We start from the raw sequence: 17625 nt of genomic DNA, 5'->3' as shown, positions 1-17625 counted from the left end.
ATCAGTATTGAATTTCAATTTCATCGCTTATAGGACTTTCTTCGCCGTTTTTGTCAATTACCTTAAACCTGTATTTGTAGAGCGTGCCAACTTTTAGCTGGTAGTCTGTAAATATTTTTTCCCCATCATTTATTCGGGCATACTGCCTGAGTGGGGCTTGGTTTTCACTGCGGTACACAATTACTTCTGCATAGGCTACAGGGTATTTCCAGCTCAGGGATATTTGTTTTTGCTCCCGGTCTGCCTGGTGGCTTACTTTCGAGATGGCAGGAAGGGGCATTGCCAAAGGTTGTGCAGAAAATTGGGTGGCTTCTGAGGCCAGGTTATCATCATCCACGGCCATCAGTGAATAGTTGTATGGCGTGCCGGTATCTGCCAGCTCGTCCTTAAAAGAGGTAGAATCTTTGGGAAGCAAAAATTCTTTCCATATGGTGGAGCCTGCTTTCTTTCTAAAGAGTTTATACCCTGCTATGTCGGTGGCCGATGCGGGGTACCAGTCAATAAAAACCGTTCCTTCACCGGGTGTGACACTTTTTAATACGGGTTGATCGGGTGGTACAATGTCCGGCCTTTTCAGAATGAGCGGCTGCGCATAGCCTGACTGGTTGTACCTTCTGTCCTGGGCGGTAACAGTATAGATAATTTCCTCTGTGAGGGTATTGATGTTGATGCTGTCGGTAAAGCCAGCGGTATTAATGGCTGCTTCGGTAACCTGAATATATTCTTCTTTCAGGGCGTTTGAACGGAATACCCTGTAACCGTAAAGGTCTTGCTCCGTGTTGGGCTGCCATGTAATGGTTACTCTTCCATTATCATCTACTTTTCCTTCAAGTCCGACCGGTGTAGCCGGGGGAATGCTGTCTTCAAGCTGCACCATAGCCGGGAAAGACTGCCGTACTTCACCATGCTTGCCATACGCTTTTATCACGTAGTAGTTAACGGACAAGGGCTGCGTGTCCTGAAAGGCCATTGTGCCGGTGGGTATATTGCCACTAACCAGTTGATAGGGGCCTCCTGCTTTCGGGCCACGGTCTACCGTAAAGTGTTTTACCTGTCCGATCAGGTCGTGGGCAAATTTCCAGATGATATTTACCATACCGTCTTTCATTACCACGGTTTCCGCGATTACCGGTATAGCATCGCCAAGGCTTACATAGCCCTGTCCTGCTACGGGTATGGATGGAGGGCCTTTTTCTCCAAAGGGAGTGATACCCACCACCCGGTATTGATAACTCATATTGTTATCAGGAATGGAATCCATGTAGTACATTTTTTCCAGTGGCCCAGAACCTTCCTTTTTCAGGCTAAAGAATTGCAGATCGTCTGGCAAGTGAAAGCTTTTGCCTCCATCATCTGAGCGTTCCACAACATAAGATGAGTAGATACCATCAAGATAGAAGGTATTCCAGGAAATATTCACACTATGGTCACCAAAGGTAGCCTCTACATTGGAAGGCTTGGGAAGTGACTTGGGCGCTGTAAAAGTGATTTTGCTGCTTCCCCGCTCTACCGGGTAATTTTCCATTTGTTTGTTCAGTTCCACCCTGTAGACATAGGTTGTGCCTTTTACCGCTGTTTTGTCCACCCAGCGCAAGCCCATGGCCTCGGCTGTCGCTATGGATACATCGGCTGCCAGTAGCGAAAAGCTAAACCTGTTTTCCTGTTCTGCGGCTGCATTAACAAAAGAGGTCGCGCCTTCTCCCGGATCAGCCAGAACGAAGTCCTCACCATAAATGGCCTGGGCTGCTATAGCTGCCCATTTATCACTGTTGGCTACGCCTTCCCAATCATTTTCAGGAAGTACATGCAAGCCGTTTGGCGTAAGCTTTATTTTTTCCGAATAACCTAAAGAATCGGATGGATACAGGGTGTAGCGGGTGAGCATATAACCATAGTTATTGGCAAGCTGCCAAGCCACTGGGGTGGTGGGTGCCCAACGGATAATTACACCCTCATCGGCTGAGGTAGTGATCACCTTAATGGCAGCCGTCTCTTCATTTTGCCCGCTTGCGGCAGATGTAATTGCCAGAGCAAATGCTGCTATATAATATTTCAGTCTCCTCATCCTAGAATTTGATATCGTAATTTCTCGTTGTGGTCACTTTTCCTCCGGGCAGTACGTACATGATCTTAAAACCGTAGTCCTGGTTGGAGAGCAGGTTGGAGTACCTGGTATTTAATAAGGTCCTGATTCCCGTGGGTAGTACATCGCTTCCGTCCAGATATTTGTTAATGGCCTTATTAGTCAATTCGTGGTAATCCCTATAGGTGAAATATTCCAGGTCATAGTTGAAATAGATGGTACCGGGCACTGCCGTTCCTAAAACTTCGTTTTCTCCAATATTTAGTTCTCTGTTGTATTGGTAGATGTTCATCGCCCGAAGAGGTGGTATGCCCTGCGGCCTGTTTGTGGGTTTCCAGTCGCTGATCACGATCTCATTATCAGGCGGATAATGCTGATAAAGGTGCGGATAGATGTGATTTTTATACCAGTTGTTACCTGTCAGTGCTTCCACCTGCACCAGTGATTGGGCCTCTTTCCAACCATAGATTTCAGACTGGTCAAGAATTTCGTCACTGTCAAAGGAGTAACCTAGTTTGATTAGATTCCAGCCTTCAATGAATACGGCTATGGATTTTTCCGCAGATGTTGCGGTAAGCTTTTCAGCAAAGGTGTTGTACTTACTGGTCCTGAAATAGGTCTCATAGAGGACAAAATCATCTGCCAGTGCCAGTGTGCCTTCGATTTTGGCTTTAGCTACTTCTACGGAATTATCATCTTCGCTATAAACGTTATCAGCTCCAAAACTCACATTGCTGTCCAGCGTCTTGTCTTCGGCGGGCACTTTCAATATCCTGATGTTATACACGGTTCCTGGCTGTAGCTCCTGCGGTACGGTCCAGCTTACTTCTCCTCCTGCTTTGCCGGAGAAGCTGGAATACACTATGGGTACATCAACTACCTGAGAGGCTTGTATACTATAAAGCCTGGCAAGGTATTTCCATTTCACACCCTGGTCATCTGAACCGTTGAACAGGTAGCCCTGGCCACTTTTCAGGGTGACATAGCTGCGATTGTGCTCGTTTTTATGAAAGTTATATTGTCCTTTGACGGGGTAGCTGTAGGCTACATTTTCTTCGGGTATGTTTTTAGGGGCTGCCCCGGTTTTAAATTTCCGGGTTTCAGTTTCGTATTCCTGAGAACCACTACCACCAAGGGGTTTCCATGAGCCATTTATCTTTTCTTCCCACAAGACTTTTACATCAGCCACCAAGGCTGTATTCGGAGGCAATATCTCATAGGATTTAAACAGGGCCACATCCTTGCTATCATTCCAGATAATGTCCCCCTCGATCTCTTTGCCATGATGAGTTACTTTGAAATAGTCGAGCTTTATTCTATAGGATTTGTATTCATTTTCTTTATCGAGTATTTCATAGGCTTTACCTATGCTCATTGTAAAAGCTGCCTGCGGTGTAGCGAATACACTCACGTCACCCTCTCCTTCTGCAGGCGACACATCTGACACCACTTTGATGCCTGTGGTTTCGCTAACGCCCAGTATTTCACATTCTTCGCCAATGGTCATTTTGAAACGACATTTTCCTTTGACAAGTCCTCCTAGTATCGAAAACTCCCCTCCAACAATTCCCTGCATATAGACTGGGTTGGGCAGTTTGGCCTGCAATACAGCTGCAGCTCCAATGCGAAGGATGTCAAACTCTCCTTTTATAAATTTCAGTTTTACCTTAATACCAATGCGACCCATCACATAAGCCCAGGCCTGGCCGGAAGCGTACCATCCGTTGATCCCTATAGGTCCACTACTTCCGGCACATTGGGCATTTCCATAGTCTTTGAGCATGATATCAAAACCCAGGCCTGCTTCAAATTCTCCATAAAACATAAGGAACCTGAGTTTACCGGTTCCAATCTGCATGGCGGTACCGAAAGCAAAACCTGCTCCTGAACCCAGGGCATTTTCATCACGCATAAAATCAAGATCCATATCCCCAAGAATCTCTGATACCTGGGCCGGTGGTATCGGCATGCCGGGTATGTTGGTACCTACCATAAAGTATGATCCTGTTCTTACGAGGCCTACAAACTCTAACCCTATGCGCTGGTCCGGTGTGCCTATATGGATGTACCACTCTTCGGGTGAGAAGTGGAGTACGGCTGAACCGGCCAGTCCGCGTTCATGGATACCTTTGATCAGGCCATATGCGTTGACATAGGTATCTACCGTGGCATGAAAAGTCTTGTTATTAAAGTCATAGAGCATCATCAGGTCGGCAAACATGGGAGCTTTTTCTATGTTCCGGTTTTTCATATCGGTCATGAAGTAGCCTTGTCCCGTAAAGCCTATGTAGCGCAACCCACCTGAATTGTTGAAGGCCATTTCAAAAGTAGCATCACCATTAAAAGGTTTGGGAGATGGAATGGTGCCCAGCATGACGGTGGCCCGAAAACCAAGACCTATGGAGGCATCCGGGGTAAAAACTACTCCACTTTGGGTTTTTCCTACCTGTAGGGTATGATTACCAGAAACAGAGGCATCACTAAGGGTTACCTGATCAAATTTCTGCATGATCATATGATAATACATGCCTCCGCCAAAGCCATAAATACCAAAGCCTGTTCCTATCGGTGAAGGCAGGCTCACTTTAGCATCAGTATACCAGTAGCGCATTTTATTAACGGAGCCAAACTGCGCAGTGGCTTCTACCATGGGACCGGGGTTGAAGGTGGCACTGATCTTACCTCTAAAACCTGAACCGTAGACGTTGTCGTTATCAAACAGGCTCAGGGTGCCTTCAAGTTTATAACATCCTCCGTTTGCCTTGATGTGAATATCGGCGACATTAGTGCCTCCGTAGACCCACTTTTGTTCGGTAACGGTTTCTTCTCCCACTTGTATGACTTCTTCTTCTATCTCTCCGAAAACCGAAACTGTTGTTTTAGCACCAAACCCTTTATCCTCTTTGTTCATTAATGCCAGGCTGACATCCGCAGTCAGTTTCATAAGCTGCTGGTTGTGTTGAACTACAATATTTTGAATGCTGACCGGAAAGTTGGCAACTTCTTGTTCTTCACCCACAAGTGACCATACTCCACTTCTTACATAAGGCTTCACGGTGGCCAGGTGAAGTTTTTGAAAGTGTAGTTCTTTAAAGTTGACACCTCCGGACTTGACGCTGGCTTTGCCGTTCAGTATGGCTTCAGGCCTGAACCTGCCATCAATTTTGGATATTTTGATAAAGGAGGATGAATCGAGCTCTATATCAGCTCCTAGGATGGGGGCATTAAAGCTCTTTCCGGTTTGTACGGAAAAGAGGTAGTTGGTCTGGTGGTCTTCATTGTAAATCAGGGCTTCATATCCCATGGGGTTGTTAAATATCGGCAGGGTGAGTTCGCCCTTGAAGCCTGCTCCTGATAGTTTATCTTTTAAAAGCGTAACGCTCAAATCAGTCACGGAAAGTGGCCAACCGTCCAATGTACCAGTCTCACTGTTGAAAATGTTGATGGCACTGAAGGTGCCAGAGACGCCGGCTTTATCAATGATCAGGTTTTCAGCCTGTATTTTCGCTCTACCATTTTTAGTGAGCAGTTCTTCAGGTAGGGTAACGGTGAGTTTTTTAAGGTAAAAGCCCTCCCAGAGCAATGCAAGTTGAGGGTCATTTTCATAGTCTTCAGGAAAACGGATAGCTGCAGGATTGGCAATATCGCTGTAATCAACAACGGCATCCTGTACTTCAAAGGAGAAGCCTTTTAAGGCTTTGACCTGGAATGGGGAGATATTTACTGCTGTGATGATCGAACCGGGATCTCCGGTGTTTACTTCGAAGGTGGCGGTAACTTTATCTTTTTTCGGATCATCTGAAATAAGCATGTCTTTACTGAATTCAAATTCGCCTTTGAGGTTGACAGATTTAAAACCGTTGCAGTCCCATTCTATAAAGTTCCTCTCTCCTTCAGCAGGCAGAACGAGTTTAATCTTGCTATTGATCTCTCTTTCATGTTTAGAGGCAAGTGTCAGACGCATCATGGAGCTATTTGCCAGCCCCCCGGGTTGAAAAGCTACATTTTGAGCTTTGAATGCCAGAGGTTTGGTTGAAAACGGTACCGACAGAGAAATATAGGCATCGAAAAAGGCTCCCTGAGGAGTAAATCTTGCTTTATCAATAGCTATGATATAGCGCTTACCACCAATGTTCTTGACAATGCCTATAGGTAAACTGGCCAGATCAGTTTCTTTGAAGGAAGTTGTTAGTCTGTCTTCACTGACCACCTTTTCGTGTAAGGCATGGATTTTCGCTTCGAGGTTGGTGGTGTCGGAAGTAGTACTGTCGGTAATATATGTTTCACCATAAGCGCAAAGGATGGTTATAACAGAAAACAGCAACGTAAGTAACTGCCTTTGAAATTGTTGTTTCATTTGTTGTATTTAAAAAATACTATGCGCAAAGGGCTGGGGCTCCCTAGCAGGCATAATAAGTCATTTAACTTATTTAATGGGGCGCTAGTAAATTTGTATATCAGAGGTCTTGACCTGACATACAGTTTCAAATGCATCTTTTTTTTGCATTTATTAACTTTCAAGCAGCTTACTTACGGATGTAATTGCCTAAAAAAAATGTATCACTTGTTAAAATTTAAACAACTATGTACAGAAGGACAGGGCTATCCTTTTGCTATGCATTACAAGCCGTTCTGCTTAGTTAATATGGGGATGATTCGTAATCAATGTATTCCGTGTAAAGACATTGACTAACTATATTATTTAAAAGTATAAAGCTACAAACTATTCGCTCACTATTAAAATGGCAGGCAATATGTTCAACTTAAATACCATAGAGTACCTCAAGATAAATAACTACTAATCAATACATTAATTCGAATCATTTTTTTCATTTTTTTTATTTTATTCTTATGAGTAGTGTCAAATACTTCCTATTGTAAACAAAAACATTTTTCATTTATAAGAGCAGGACATAGAGTTTATTACACTCCCTTTGCCCCCACTACCTTCTTCAGATTATCTGAAATGGAATACATCCACTTCAATTGCTCGGATATCAGCCTGATCTCTTGAATTTCAGGTGTAACTAAAACATTGGATGATTCATCGGCTATTCCTTGATTACTTTCATCAATTAACTTATGATACTGTTTTTCAAGATATTGTTGCGCCTCTTCTACTTTTGCTTCTGTTTCATGATCATGTACATATTCCTGCTTTACCGTACGCAAGGCAATATCCAGATTCTCACAAATACCTGCTATATACATTTCAAAATAGCGTGATGCTTCCGTGGTCTTATGGTTATGAATGTAAGTGCCCAGGGCAGCTGCCAAAGACAGGAATGTATGGTTTAAGGTAACTACTTCATACATATTCGAGAGGTTCTTCTGCTGTGATTTCGGTTCCTGAGCCATTCTTTGAAAAGCTGCGTTTAAGTTTCCTATGGCTAGAAAAGCATTCTTTCGTGATAGTTTATATGATGGATCTGTATCGTTTTTGTGGTGATAGTAATTATTGATTTCTTTTAAGTAAAGCATATTGGCTTCAATGGTTTCAGTAATGAATTCTTTTATACTCAAAGACTCCCATGAAGGCCATAAGAATGTATTGGCCGCTATCGCCAAAGCAGCACCTGTCAATGTATCTATCACTCTAAACCGGATTACGCTTAGCACATCGGGCTGAATAATTGCATAGATGAATACTATACTCAGCGTGATAAAAATCGCTGAGCTTTTATAATTGCGCTGCACAAGGGCAAAGGCCATTAAAAAGGTAACACCTGCCAACACGCCGTATACATAGAAATTCTGTGTAATCAAGACAACCACTACAGCTATTGCTGCACCAATCAAAGTTCCATATATCCGCTGCTTAGACCGCTGTTTCGTGAGCGAATAGCCCGGCCTCATAATCACAATGATGGTTAGAAGTATCCAATAGGAATTTTGAAATGGGAAGATGGCACCTACAATAAGTCCTACCAATATTGTGACTGCTAACCTTAAGCTGTGCCTGAATATCGGAGACTTCAAACTGATATTCTCAACAAGGTTTTTCAGGTCATAGTCTTGTTGTGTAATGAATCTGGATGAATATTTACCCCTGAGTAACACCTGGTTCCTGTTATACAGGTTGTTCATCACATTTTCTATCACCTCTAGCCTTTGAACCAATTTGTGCAGATAATCATACTTATTTTGTAAGTGGAGTACATTTTCTCTCACAACCGCAGAAGTATCAGACCTTGTATATGCCCTAATTTCTTCATTGGCTTTATCCAATAAATCATTAAGAGTCTGACTCACATTCAATGGCTTTCGACTCCCTATAGTCCTGGAAAAGTAATCGAGCCTATCAACGATCTCAAAAGCCAGCTTGGAAAAGGAATTAAAATATTTACCATCGTCTTGGGCAAAAAGTCTTTCATCATGTTTACCTGCAAGATTGGCTACTGCAAGTTCCAGGATATCAATAAGCTCTATAAAGATCAACACCTGCCTCTTGGCAAAGTTGGAAAGTCCAAAGTTCTGCCTTGAAACCAACAGAATTTCTCTTAACGTCTCATGCTTTTCGTTAAGTTGAGTTTGTAACTCAAACAGTTCATTCTGTAATTCTTTACTGTCATCATCTCTGAGAAAGGTCATCTGCGCTTTCACCCGCAAGTATTGAGAAGTTAAAGCCATACACTCTGCCATTAACTGTGAGGTATGATTTTTATCGGCTAAATGATGTGATAGTAGCGAAAACAGTAAATACCATAGACCTCCAAGGCCGATCATGGCCAAATGAAGCATCAGCTCCATGCCAGATTGCGGGTGTGCAAAGCTGAAAACGATCGCTAATAAACCTGCAAATGACACTAATGAGGCTCTGAAACCAAAAACGGAAATAATAGAAATGGCAAATACAAGAATTCCTAATACAGGTATCAGTAGCAGCAAATTAAAGGCGGTGAGATTAATAATTAGCGTGGCGAGAATGGTAAAAAAATTAGCGACAAGCAACCCTATAATACGATGTCTTCTCCCTCCTGCTATATCAGCCGGTGCACAGGCAAACATACCAATAATAAGCCCCATGCCTATATCATATCTATTGAATTGCCAGGCAAAAAAAAGAGAGATAAGTATAGATAGGGTAAGAATAAAACTCTTAAAAAAATCGAAACTTTTAAAGAATCTTATTACTGGTTCGATCATTCGGATTGTGAAGTTATGTTCGGGTTGGTTATTTACAATTTAGCTACCTTGAGATGCTCACAAAGTAATGAAGAAATTCCATAACCGCACTACACATCTACTCATCCTCAGGCAAATAAATATGGACAGATGTACCATTACCCGCCGAACTGATAATATCCAGTCGTCCTCCTATGAGCGCAAGCATATCTACGCAAAGCGCCAACCCTAAACCAGTCCCCTGTTCGCCTCCCGTTCCCTGTTCAGAGGTGTGTAAATGAGGTAACAGAAGTTCTTTGATCTTTTCCTTTGACATACCTATACCTGTATCCTCAATTACAATTTCCATTTCTCCATCCAGTCTTCGGGAGCTGATTGTTATAGTTCCTCCTGAAGTGAATTTTATCGAATTACTTAATATATTCCTAATGATTAATTTCAAGTGATCAGGATCTGCTTTGACTTTAACTGTGGTATCCAAATTGTTTATCAGTCTGATTCCCTTGGCATCAATATCTTCAGTATAGAGATCAGTACAGTTCGTTACTATATCACTGATGTTAACATTGGAAATATTTAACTTAAAACCCTCAAGCTGTGATTTAACCCAACTCAACAGATTATCCATAGTAAAAGAAACAGCTCTTACCTGCTTCTCTATCTTTCCCGTAATCTGCTGAAATTCATCAGGAGAAATACTGTGAGCTATAGATAAAAGACCCTGCAATGAACGGATAGGACTTTTCAGGTCGTGGGAAACAATACTCAGCAGTTTATTCTTGGTAGTATTCATTTGTTTGAGTTCATGTTCCGCATTTTTGAGTTGGGTAATATCAGCTACATAGACGACAAATGCAGTCACTTTCCCATGTTGGTCTTTGACAGGCTTATATTTACCAAATGCATAAAAAGACTCACCGGAGGGCAGCGTATTAAATTCGCTGAATTCAGCATCTTCTCCCTGCATGCACTTCTCAATTAAGGGCTGATGCACCTCTAAAAGATGGTTAGGCAACAGTTCTTTATAGTGCTTCCCTTCAATCTCATCTACTGGTAAACCAAAAGCATGTTCATAGCGCGCGTTTACAATCAAATACTTGCCCTCATGATCTACCATAGCCAGAAATAATGGTACATGGTCTATCATTGATCTAAGCAAATGTTTGTTAGCCGTTAAGGCCTCCTTTTGTTTTGAATTCTCTTCCTGCTGCTTTTCTAGTTGCTGATTATAACTCTGGAGTACCTCTAACGTAGCAAGTAAATCACTTTTGAAAGCTCCTGTAAATATATATATACAGATAAAAGACGCGAGCAAATTGATGAGTAAAAGCGCAAAGTCCCCATCAAATGCCCACCCCATGACTTCATGTTTAATGGTTTTTAGGGCTATCAGCGATAAAGCCGTTATGGAAAAGAAGATCTGCTTTTTGGGATTATCATAAAGCACAATGATCAATGCAGAAAAGCCAATCAGAATATTTTCCGTATCCGTATCTCTTAATTGACTAATGGTTACATACGATGCTGAATTGATAAAACATAGAGACATGGCAAGAAAGTAGATTCTGGCAAAGCTATTCTTTCCTATATGGTTTAAGTATAGTACTGGGATTGCCACAAACACTATGGCACCAAGATTCATGAATGCCTGATAATATACCCCAAGGAAAAAATCAATAATTAAGAAAAACAGGGACAAGCCTAAGCTTATCAAAGTGATAACGTTTAGAAGCCGGATACGTCTTTGCTGAACTATTGTCTGTCCTTCCTTAATCCCTAAGTTAGCTAAATGAAAAAGTGATTGTTTTACCTCCATCAATCAGGGTTTCTAACAAGAAAACAATAAGTAATATAAGTATAGAAATTTAGATTATACTAAAAAACATCTCTAATTATTGAGGAGTCATAGTATATTTTACAACTAATGGTAGCTCATGTGAATATTAAATATGGGCCTATTCTCCAAAATCATGTTTAAACATGTTTAAATTAATTAATTATTCAGATAAGTAAAAAAACTCTATACTGAACTTACATCTAATATTTGGCATGGCTCTTTAACCACTGCATCAATAATAATTTGATTAACAACAACATATAAGCTGACAACAATAAGATAACCACAAATATTTGCTATATTCATTGATCATAGTTTTTTATTAATGTTATACCTGTTTAAATCCCTGCTCCTCATTTTAACTTTGCTGCTGACGGGTAGCTATGCCTCTCACGGACAGTCGAAAAGACTTTCTATGCCCGGCAAACCCAACACGCAATATTATGTTGACAGGTGGACTACCGATGACGGACTTCCTGCGAACACATTAACTTATGTCCATAAATCAAACAAAGGGTATATCTGGATTTCCTCTTATGATGGTATTGTGAAATTCGACGGCATTGAGTTCAAAACTTATAACAGAGCTAAAAATGATCTACCCTCAAATGCTATTGCACAAATTGAAGAGGACTCCAAACACAAACTATGGATAGGGACATATGGAGAGGGGCTTATGTCATATGAAAATGGGGAGTTTAAGAGTGAAAATAATGAAAGCCTTAAAGCTCAATCCATTCAAACTATATACATAAACAATGAAGATCGCATCTGGATCGGCACCCGGGGTAACGGTTTACATTATCGTGAGAATAACGTGATCAAAAAGTTTAGACGTCATCCTTCGATTGAGAATATTACGATAAGTGCAATTATAGAGTCTGAAGATGGAGAATTATGGATAGGAACAGAAGGCAATGGGCTTGTAAAATATAAGGATAACAATTTCCAGGTATTCACTATGGAAGACGGCCTCCCTGAAGACCATATAGCAGTTGTGTATTTTGACAGTGTAGGTACCATGTGGGTAGGTACCAATATAGGTTTAACCCGATTTAATGGTAAATCATTTGAATTGATCAACGAAATAGGTGCATGCTTTATTACCAAAATGTTTGAGGACAAACAAAACAATCTTTGGGTAGCCTCTGATTGCGGTTTATTTAAAAAGTTGGCAGGTAGTACGAAGTGGCTTAAACTTCCATTGGAAGAGATCATACCTGGTGAGTTTTTTACCGATGCCTTTGTAGATGAAGATGGTAGTATCTGGGGCACCACTTACTATACAGGTCTGGCACTGATCAGAAAAAGTAAATTCATCAATTACACCGTACAGGACGGCCTGGCATCACAAGCCATAAGTAGCGTAGCTCAATATGACGACAGCACTTTTCTTATTGGAACAAATACGGGGGTAATTAATACGGTTCGTGACGGTGAGGTAGGACGACTTGACTTAAAAACAAATCTGCCTGACAGAAGGGTCAGAAGTATATTGAAAGACTCTAAAGGGAATCTCTGGGTGGGTACTTCCATGGGCCTGCTTTTGAAAAAGAAGTCAGGTGAGGAAAAGTGGTATACCATGGAAAACGGACTACCAGATATCAAAGTAAGACTTGTTTATGAGGATTCACACGGCACTATTTGGATCGGTACAAGGGCTGGAGGCCTGGCTAAGGTAACCAGTGAAGATCAATTTGCCATTATAAATAAATCAACTCTGCTAAATTCTGATTTTATTATGTCCATCAGAGAAGATAATCAGGGGAACCTGCTTATAGGAACTAACGAAAATGGTCTCAATATTTTACAACCAGATGGAAGTATTAAATACATAACCAAGGAAAATGGCTTGCCCAGCAACTTGATATTTAACACCTATACTGATAAAAACAATGTAACCTGGATAATGACTAACGCGGGCATATGTCGAATGAAAGGAAAAAACTTTTTCAATATAACTGCTGCACATGGACTTGCTACTGATGCTCCGTTTGATTTTCTGGAAGATGAGTATGGAGATGTCTGGTTGCCCACTAGTAAAGGTGTGGTAAAAGTAAGTAAAAAGCAGCTAAATGATTTTGCAGAAGGACGAATAGGGAGCATCAGCTTTCGAACGTATGATAAGCAGGACGGTCTCGATGTAGCAGAATGTACCGGAGCTGCTAAGTCTTTGATTAGCACCAACGGAAAGATATGGATACCGGCCCTCAATGGTGTATTTGTTATTGAGCCTGGATCTATAGCACATAACCATACACCTCCGCCGGTTTTTGTCACTAATGTAATTGCAAATACTACAGAACATAAGTTAAAAAAAGATACTATTAAGCTGTCCCCTGAGGTCCAAAGGATAGTCATCAAATATGAAGCATTAAACTATACTTCACCCTCAAAAGTAAAGTACAGGTTTATGCTTGAAGGGTTTGATAAGCAGTGGGTTGACGGAAAAACTATAAGGGAAGCTCAATATACAAACCTGAAATATGGAACCTACAAGTTCATGGTTACAGCAAGCAATGAAGACGGTGTGTGGAATGAAAATCCAGCTGTACTAACCATTATTGTAGCACCTCATTTCTATGAAACTTCAGGATTTATGCTTGGTATAATTCTAAGTGCAATGCTTCTTATTTTCGGAGCATTTCGCCTAAGTCTTTACAATGTAGAAAAACGCAACAAAACGTTAACGGCATTAGTACAGGAGCAAACCTCTGAGCTAAGAGATATCAATGCCCGCCTTGAAGAGCAAAAGGAAGAGCTTATGCAGCAACATGAGTTACTCTCCGAAAAAAATATAGAGCTTGAAGATGCCCATGAAAAGATCACTCATGTTAATGAGGAGCTTACAAAAGTAAATTCCAGACTGGAAGAGAAGGTTGAAGAAAGAACTAAAGACCTCAGCCTGACATTAGAAAGGCTAAAAGCTACCAATGAAGAATTGGATACCTTTATCTACCGAGCCTCACATGACCTGAAAGGCCCTACCGCCAGTCTTCTCGGGCTGGCAATGTTGGGCAAAACATTGTCCAAGGACCCAAAATATCTTGATTTTTTTGTTCGTATCGAAGAGACCTCTAATAATATGAACAACATATTAGGGAAACTCCTTTCCATGCATGTCATCATGCAAACCACAGTAAGCTATACTCCTATCAACCTGGAGACCTTGGTACATGATATTAAAAAATCGCTCCGAGTTAATAAAACTAATTATAAGATCATTAATCAGGCAGAAGACGACCTCATTTTCTATTCAGATCAGAATTTGTTGAAGATAATACTTGAAAATCTAATTGAAAACTCATTGATATTTAGTGAGTTATCAAGAGATATTACTATAAAAATAAAGGCAAAAAAGAAGCTCTCCAACATATATCTCAGTGTGGAAGATAATGGAGATGGCATAACAACGGACATTAAACCCAGAATATTTGACCTTTTCTATAGAGGTTCACAAAGATCAAAAGGAAATGGCTTAGGGCTGTATTTGGTTAAAAAGGCTGTACAAAAACTCAGTGGCTCCATAGAAGTTGATAGTGAGGTAAACAAATTCACCAAATTTACTGTCCAGTTGCCTTCAAAAGACATTATTTAAAGTGCAGCTGAAGTTCTAAATTGGAGTCTCTAGATTTGATCTTTTTAACTATTAATATAAATTTCTCGATGAATATTTCCAATAGACCAACGAGCGCCCATGATTTACCTCCTAGCTGTTTGTACGCTCCATAAGGATTAGAAAGTGTACGTCTTCCAACCGCTATCTCACCCACCATAACTGGTAAGCCAATTAAAAAAATCCATGCAACATAAATCAGCAAAAACGCTGCTCCTCCATTTTGACCTGCCACATAGGGAAACTGCCAAATATTGCCTAGCCCTACTGCGGATCCAGCTGCCGCTGCTATGAAACCTAACTTACTGGAAAATCCTCCTCTTGCTGCCATAGAATATTTATATGTTAATGAACAGCCAAAATAAAGTCTAATCTTTCGTTGTTAAAAACAATTCAGCCAGAAAGGATAAATTCATTTATAAAAAATCGTTTTGTAACACGTTGTATATGGCTGTTTTAATGGCCACAAATACATTTTTAAATAAATGTATTATTTCAGGTATAATAATTGATACGGTATCTGTTTTAATAATAAGAGTTACAAAAGCAGGTATGAAAACAAAGCCAATAGTTATTTTGACATTTCTTTATCTAGCCAGTTATGGCTTAATATCACAGCAAATTGAGAGAAGTAATGCTGCAATGTTGAACACAGCGGATCAGGAGCCCGATGTTTTAACAGCCAATTACATCAGAACTTATCCAAACCCAACAACGGGTCCTCTTTCCATCTCTATGGGTAAAGCTTATAGTAAGATAACTGTTGAAATCAGATCCATTTCAGGCCAGTTAATAGATAAGATGCAGTACGAGAACACTACAGAGATAAGTACAAACATAGATGCTCCAAGTGGAATATATCTGCTCAGAATAACCGGTGATGATCAACACCTAATGATTTACAGGATCACCAAGGAGTGAATAAGAAACATTTAGGATTCCTGCTGACTTTCAAGAATTTGTAACTCTTCATCAGTAAATAGGCGTGATTTAATAATAAAACGGATACCCATCGGGATTTCCAAAGAAAAGCTCGATCCCCGGCCTTTGGTAATATGTAGAGTAAGCTGCGTATGCTTCCAGTATTCAAACTGATCTCGTGACATGTAAAAAGGACAGTTTGCAACCGTTCCTAAAAGTATGTCACTCTCGCCCACCTTAAAATCACCATCTTCGAAACACATAGGTTGAGACCCATCGCAGCACCCACCACTTTGATGGAACATTAAAGCCCCATAGCGTTCTTGCAGCTGTGCTATCACTTGCAGGGCTTCTTCAGAAGCATCAACACGTTTAATCATATCGCTATCAATTTGGAAAAAGTTGGAAAAAGAAAGAGATGCCTGAACACCCCATCAGGCACCCCACCCCTCTCTCCTAAAACACACTTATCGATTAAAAGAACCCAAGCTTAGACTTGTCGTAAGAGATCAGCATATTCTTGGTATTTCGGTAATGGTTAAGCATCATTTTGTGTGTTTCTCTTCCAAAACCGGATTTTTTGTATCCTCCAAATGGTGCATGTGCAGGATAAGCATGATAGCAATTGACCCAAACACGACCTGCCTGTATAGCACGTGGCATCTGATATATTTCATGCGCATCACGAGTCCATAAACCAGCTCCAAGTCCATAAAGAGTATCATTAGCAATGGATATAGCCTCTTCAGTATCTTTAAAAGTAGTAACCGAGGTTACAGGCCCAAAAATCTCCTCTTGGAATACCCGCATTTTATTCGTGCCTTTAAATATAGTTGGTTCAATGTAGTAGCCATTTTCCAAACCTGAATTGAGTTTAGCCGGACCACCACCACACAGCACTTCAGCACCTTCCTGCCTGCCAATGTCCATATAAGATAGAATCTTCTCAAACTGATCATTAGACGCCTGAGCACCCATCATTGTATCTTCTGCCAAAGGATTACCCATTTTAATTGCCTTTGTGCGTTCTACTACTCTTTCCATAAAGCGGTCATATACTGACTCATGAACCAGTATACGCGAAGGACATGTACATACCTCACCTTGGTTCAATGCAAACATAACCGCTCCTTCAACACATTTATCAAAAAACTCATCGTCAGCATCAGCTATACTGGGCATAAAAATGTTGGGGGACTTTCCTCCCAACTCCATGGTAACAGGAATCAGGTTTTCAGAAGCATATTGCATAATCAGCCTTCCTGTAGTAGTCTCTCCCGTGAAAGCTACTTTGGCTATCCGTGGAGAGTTAGCTAAGGGCTTACCTGCTTCTGGTCCAAATCCGGATACTACATTAATTACACCTGGTGGCACTACATCTTGTATTAACTCCATCAGTACCATGATGCTGGTAGGGGTTTGTTCTGCAGGTTTTACAACGGTACAGCAACCAGCAGCCAGTGCAGGGGCGATCTTCCAGGTGGCCATAAGTAAGGGGAAATTCCAAGGAATAATCTGCCCTACGACTCCTAATGGCTCTTGTAAATTAATACTAATGGTATTTGCATCATGTTCTGATATGGTGCTTTCATCTGCCCGAATAACACCTGCGAAATACCTAAAATGATCAATACACAAAGGTATATCTGCCGCTCTGGTTTCTCTAAGTGCTTTTCCGTTGTCTACCGTTTCAACTCTTGCCAGATACTCAAGGTTCTCCTCAATAATATCTGCTATTTTAAGTAATACTCTGCTGCGTTCTGCTGCTGCAGTTGTCGACCATTTTGGAAAAGCCTGATGGGCAGCATCAAGTGCTTTATTGATATCTTCCTTATTACCTCTGGCAGCTCGTGTAAAAGCCTCACCGTCAATAGGGCTGATGTTATCAAAGTATTCTCCGCTGCTCGGACTTGTCCACTTGCCTCCGATGAAATGATCATAATGAGGCTTAAATTCAGGTCTCTCAACAGATGTCTGTTTCTGAGTTACAGTTTCCATATTCTTTAAGCTTTTGGTTCAACCCTTAAATTAGGATTTAACTAT

At 41.0% G+C, this 17625-nt stretch carries 9 protein-coding genes; 2 read left to right on the top strand and 7 right to left on the bottom strand.

The window, feature by feature from the left end; genetic code table 11:
- Window position 1: 1 nt before the first annotated feature.
- The 4 genes from JMN32_RS19220 to JMN32_RS19205 all read right to left on the bottom strand — a co-directional run bounded on the left by JMN32_RS19220 (window position 2) and on the right by JMN32_RS19205 (window position 11024).
- Window positions 2–2065, bottom strand: a complete 2064-nt coding sequence (locus JMN32_RS19220; RefSeq protein WP_202857995.1) for a fibronectin type III domain-containing protein — start codon at window positions 2063–2065, stop codon at window positions 2–4.
- A gap of 1 nt (window position 2066) precedes the next feature.
- On the bottom strand, window positions 2067–6440 hold the full coding sequence (locus JMN32_RS19215; RefSeq protein WP_202857994.1) for a hypothetical protein: 4374 nt from the start codon (window positions 6438–6440) through the stop codon (window positions 2067–2069).
- Between the two features lie 566 nt (window positions 6441–7006).
- A complete protein-coding gene (locus tag JMN32_RS19210; RefSeq protein ID WP_202857993.1) occupies window positions 7007–9229 on the bottom strand; it encodes an FUSC family protein in 2223 nt (740 codons plus the stop codon).
- Window positions 9230–9326: 97 nt separating this feature from the next.
- Window positions 9327–11024: a sensor histidine kinase gene (locus tag JMN32_RS19205; RefSeq protein WP_202857992.1), complete on the bottom strand. Its 1698-nt coding sequence runs from the start codon at window positions 11022–11024 to the stop codon at window positions 9327–9329.
- 346 nt (window positions 11025–11370) lie between these two features.
- On the opposite strand from JMN32_RS19205, the gene JMN32_RS19200 reads away from it, so the two are divergent.
- A complete protein-coding gene (locus tag JMN32_RS19200) occupies window positions 11371–14643 on the top strand; it encodes a sensor histidine kinase (protein WP_202857991.1) in 3273 nt (1090 codons plus the stop codon).
- Here JMN32_RS19200 and JMN32_RS19195 read toward each other — a convergent pair.
- Window positions 14636–14992 (bottom strand): SLC5/6 family protein, encoded by a 357-nt coding sequence (locus tag JMN32_RS19195; protein WP_238354546.1) that lies wholly within the window; start codon window positions 14990–14992, stop codon window positions 14636–14638. The genes JMN32_RS19200 and JMN32_RS19195 overlap by 8 nt on opposite strands.
- A gap of 116 nt (window positions 14993–15108) precedes the next feature.
- Between JMN32_RS19195 and JMN32_RS19190 the strand changes: the two genes are divergently transcribed.
- Window positions 15109–15582 (top strand): T9SS type A sorting domain-containing protein, encoded by a 474-nt coding sequence (locus JMN32_RS19190; RefSeq protein WP_202857990.1) that lies wholly within the window; start codon window positions 15109–15111, stop codon window positions 15580–15582.
- 11 nt (window positions 15583–15593) lie between these two features.
- On the opposite strand, the gene JMN32_RS19185 is transcribed toward JMN32_RS19190, so the two are convergent.
- Both JMN32_RS19185 and JMN32_RS19180 read right to left on the bottom strand, forming a co-directional pair.
- Window positions 15594–15962, bottom strand: coding sequence for a DUF779 domain-containing protein (locus JMN32_RS19185; protein WP_202857989.1), 369 nt, complete (start codon window positions 15960–15962; stop codon window positions 15594–15596).
- Window positions 15963–16056: 94 nt separating this feature from the next.
- Window positions 16057–17580 (bottom strand): aldehyde dehydrogenase family protein, encoded by a 1524-nt coding sequence (locus JMN32_RS19180; RefSeq protein WP_202857988.1) that lies wholly within the window; start codon window positions 17578–17580, stop codon window positions 16057–16059.
- Window positions 17581–17625: the final 45 nt, after the last annotated feature.

This window comes from Fulvivirga marina (assembly GCF_016775155.1).
Taxonomy (GTDB): Bacteria; Bacteroidota; Bacteroidia; order Cytophagales; family Cyclobacteriaceae; genus Fulvivirga; species Fulvivirga marina.
This window is presented reverse-complemented; position numbering and strand designations above follow the sequence as displayed.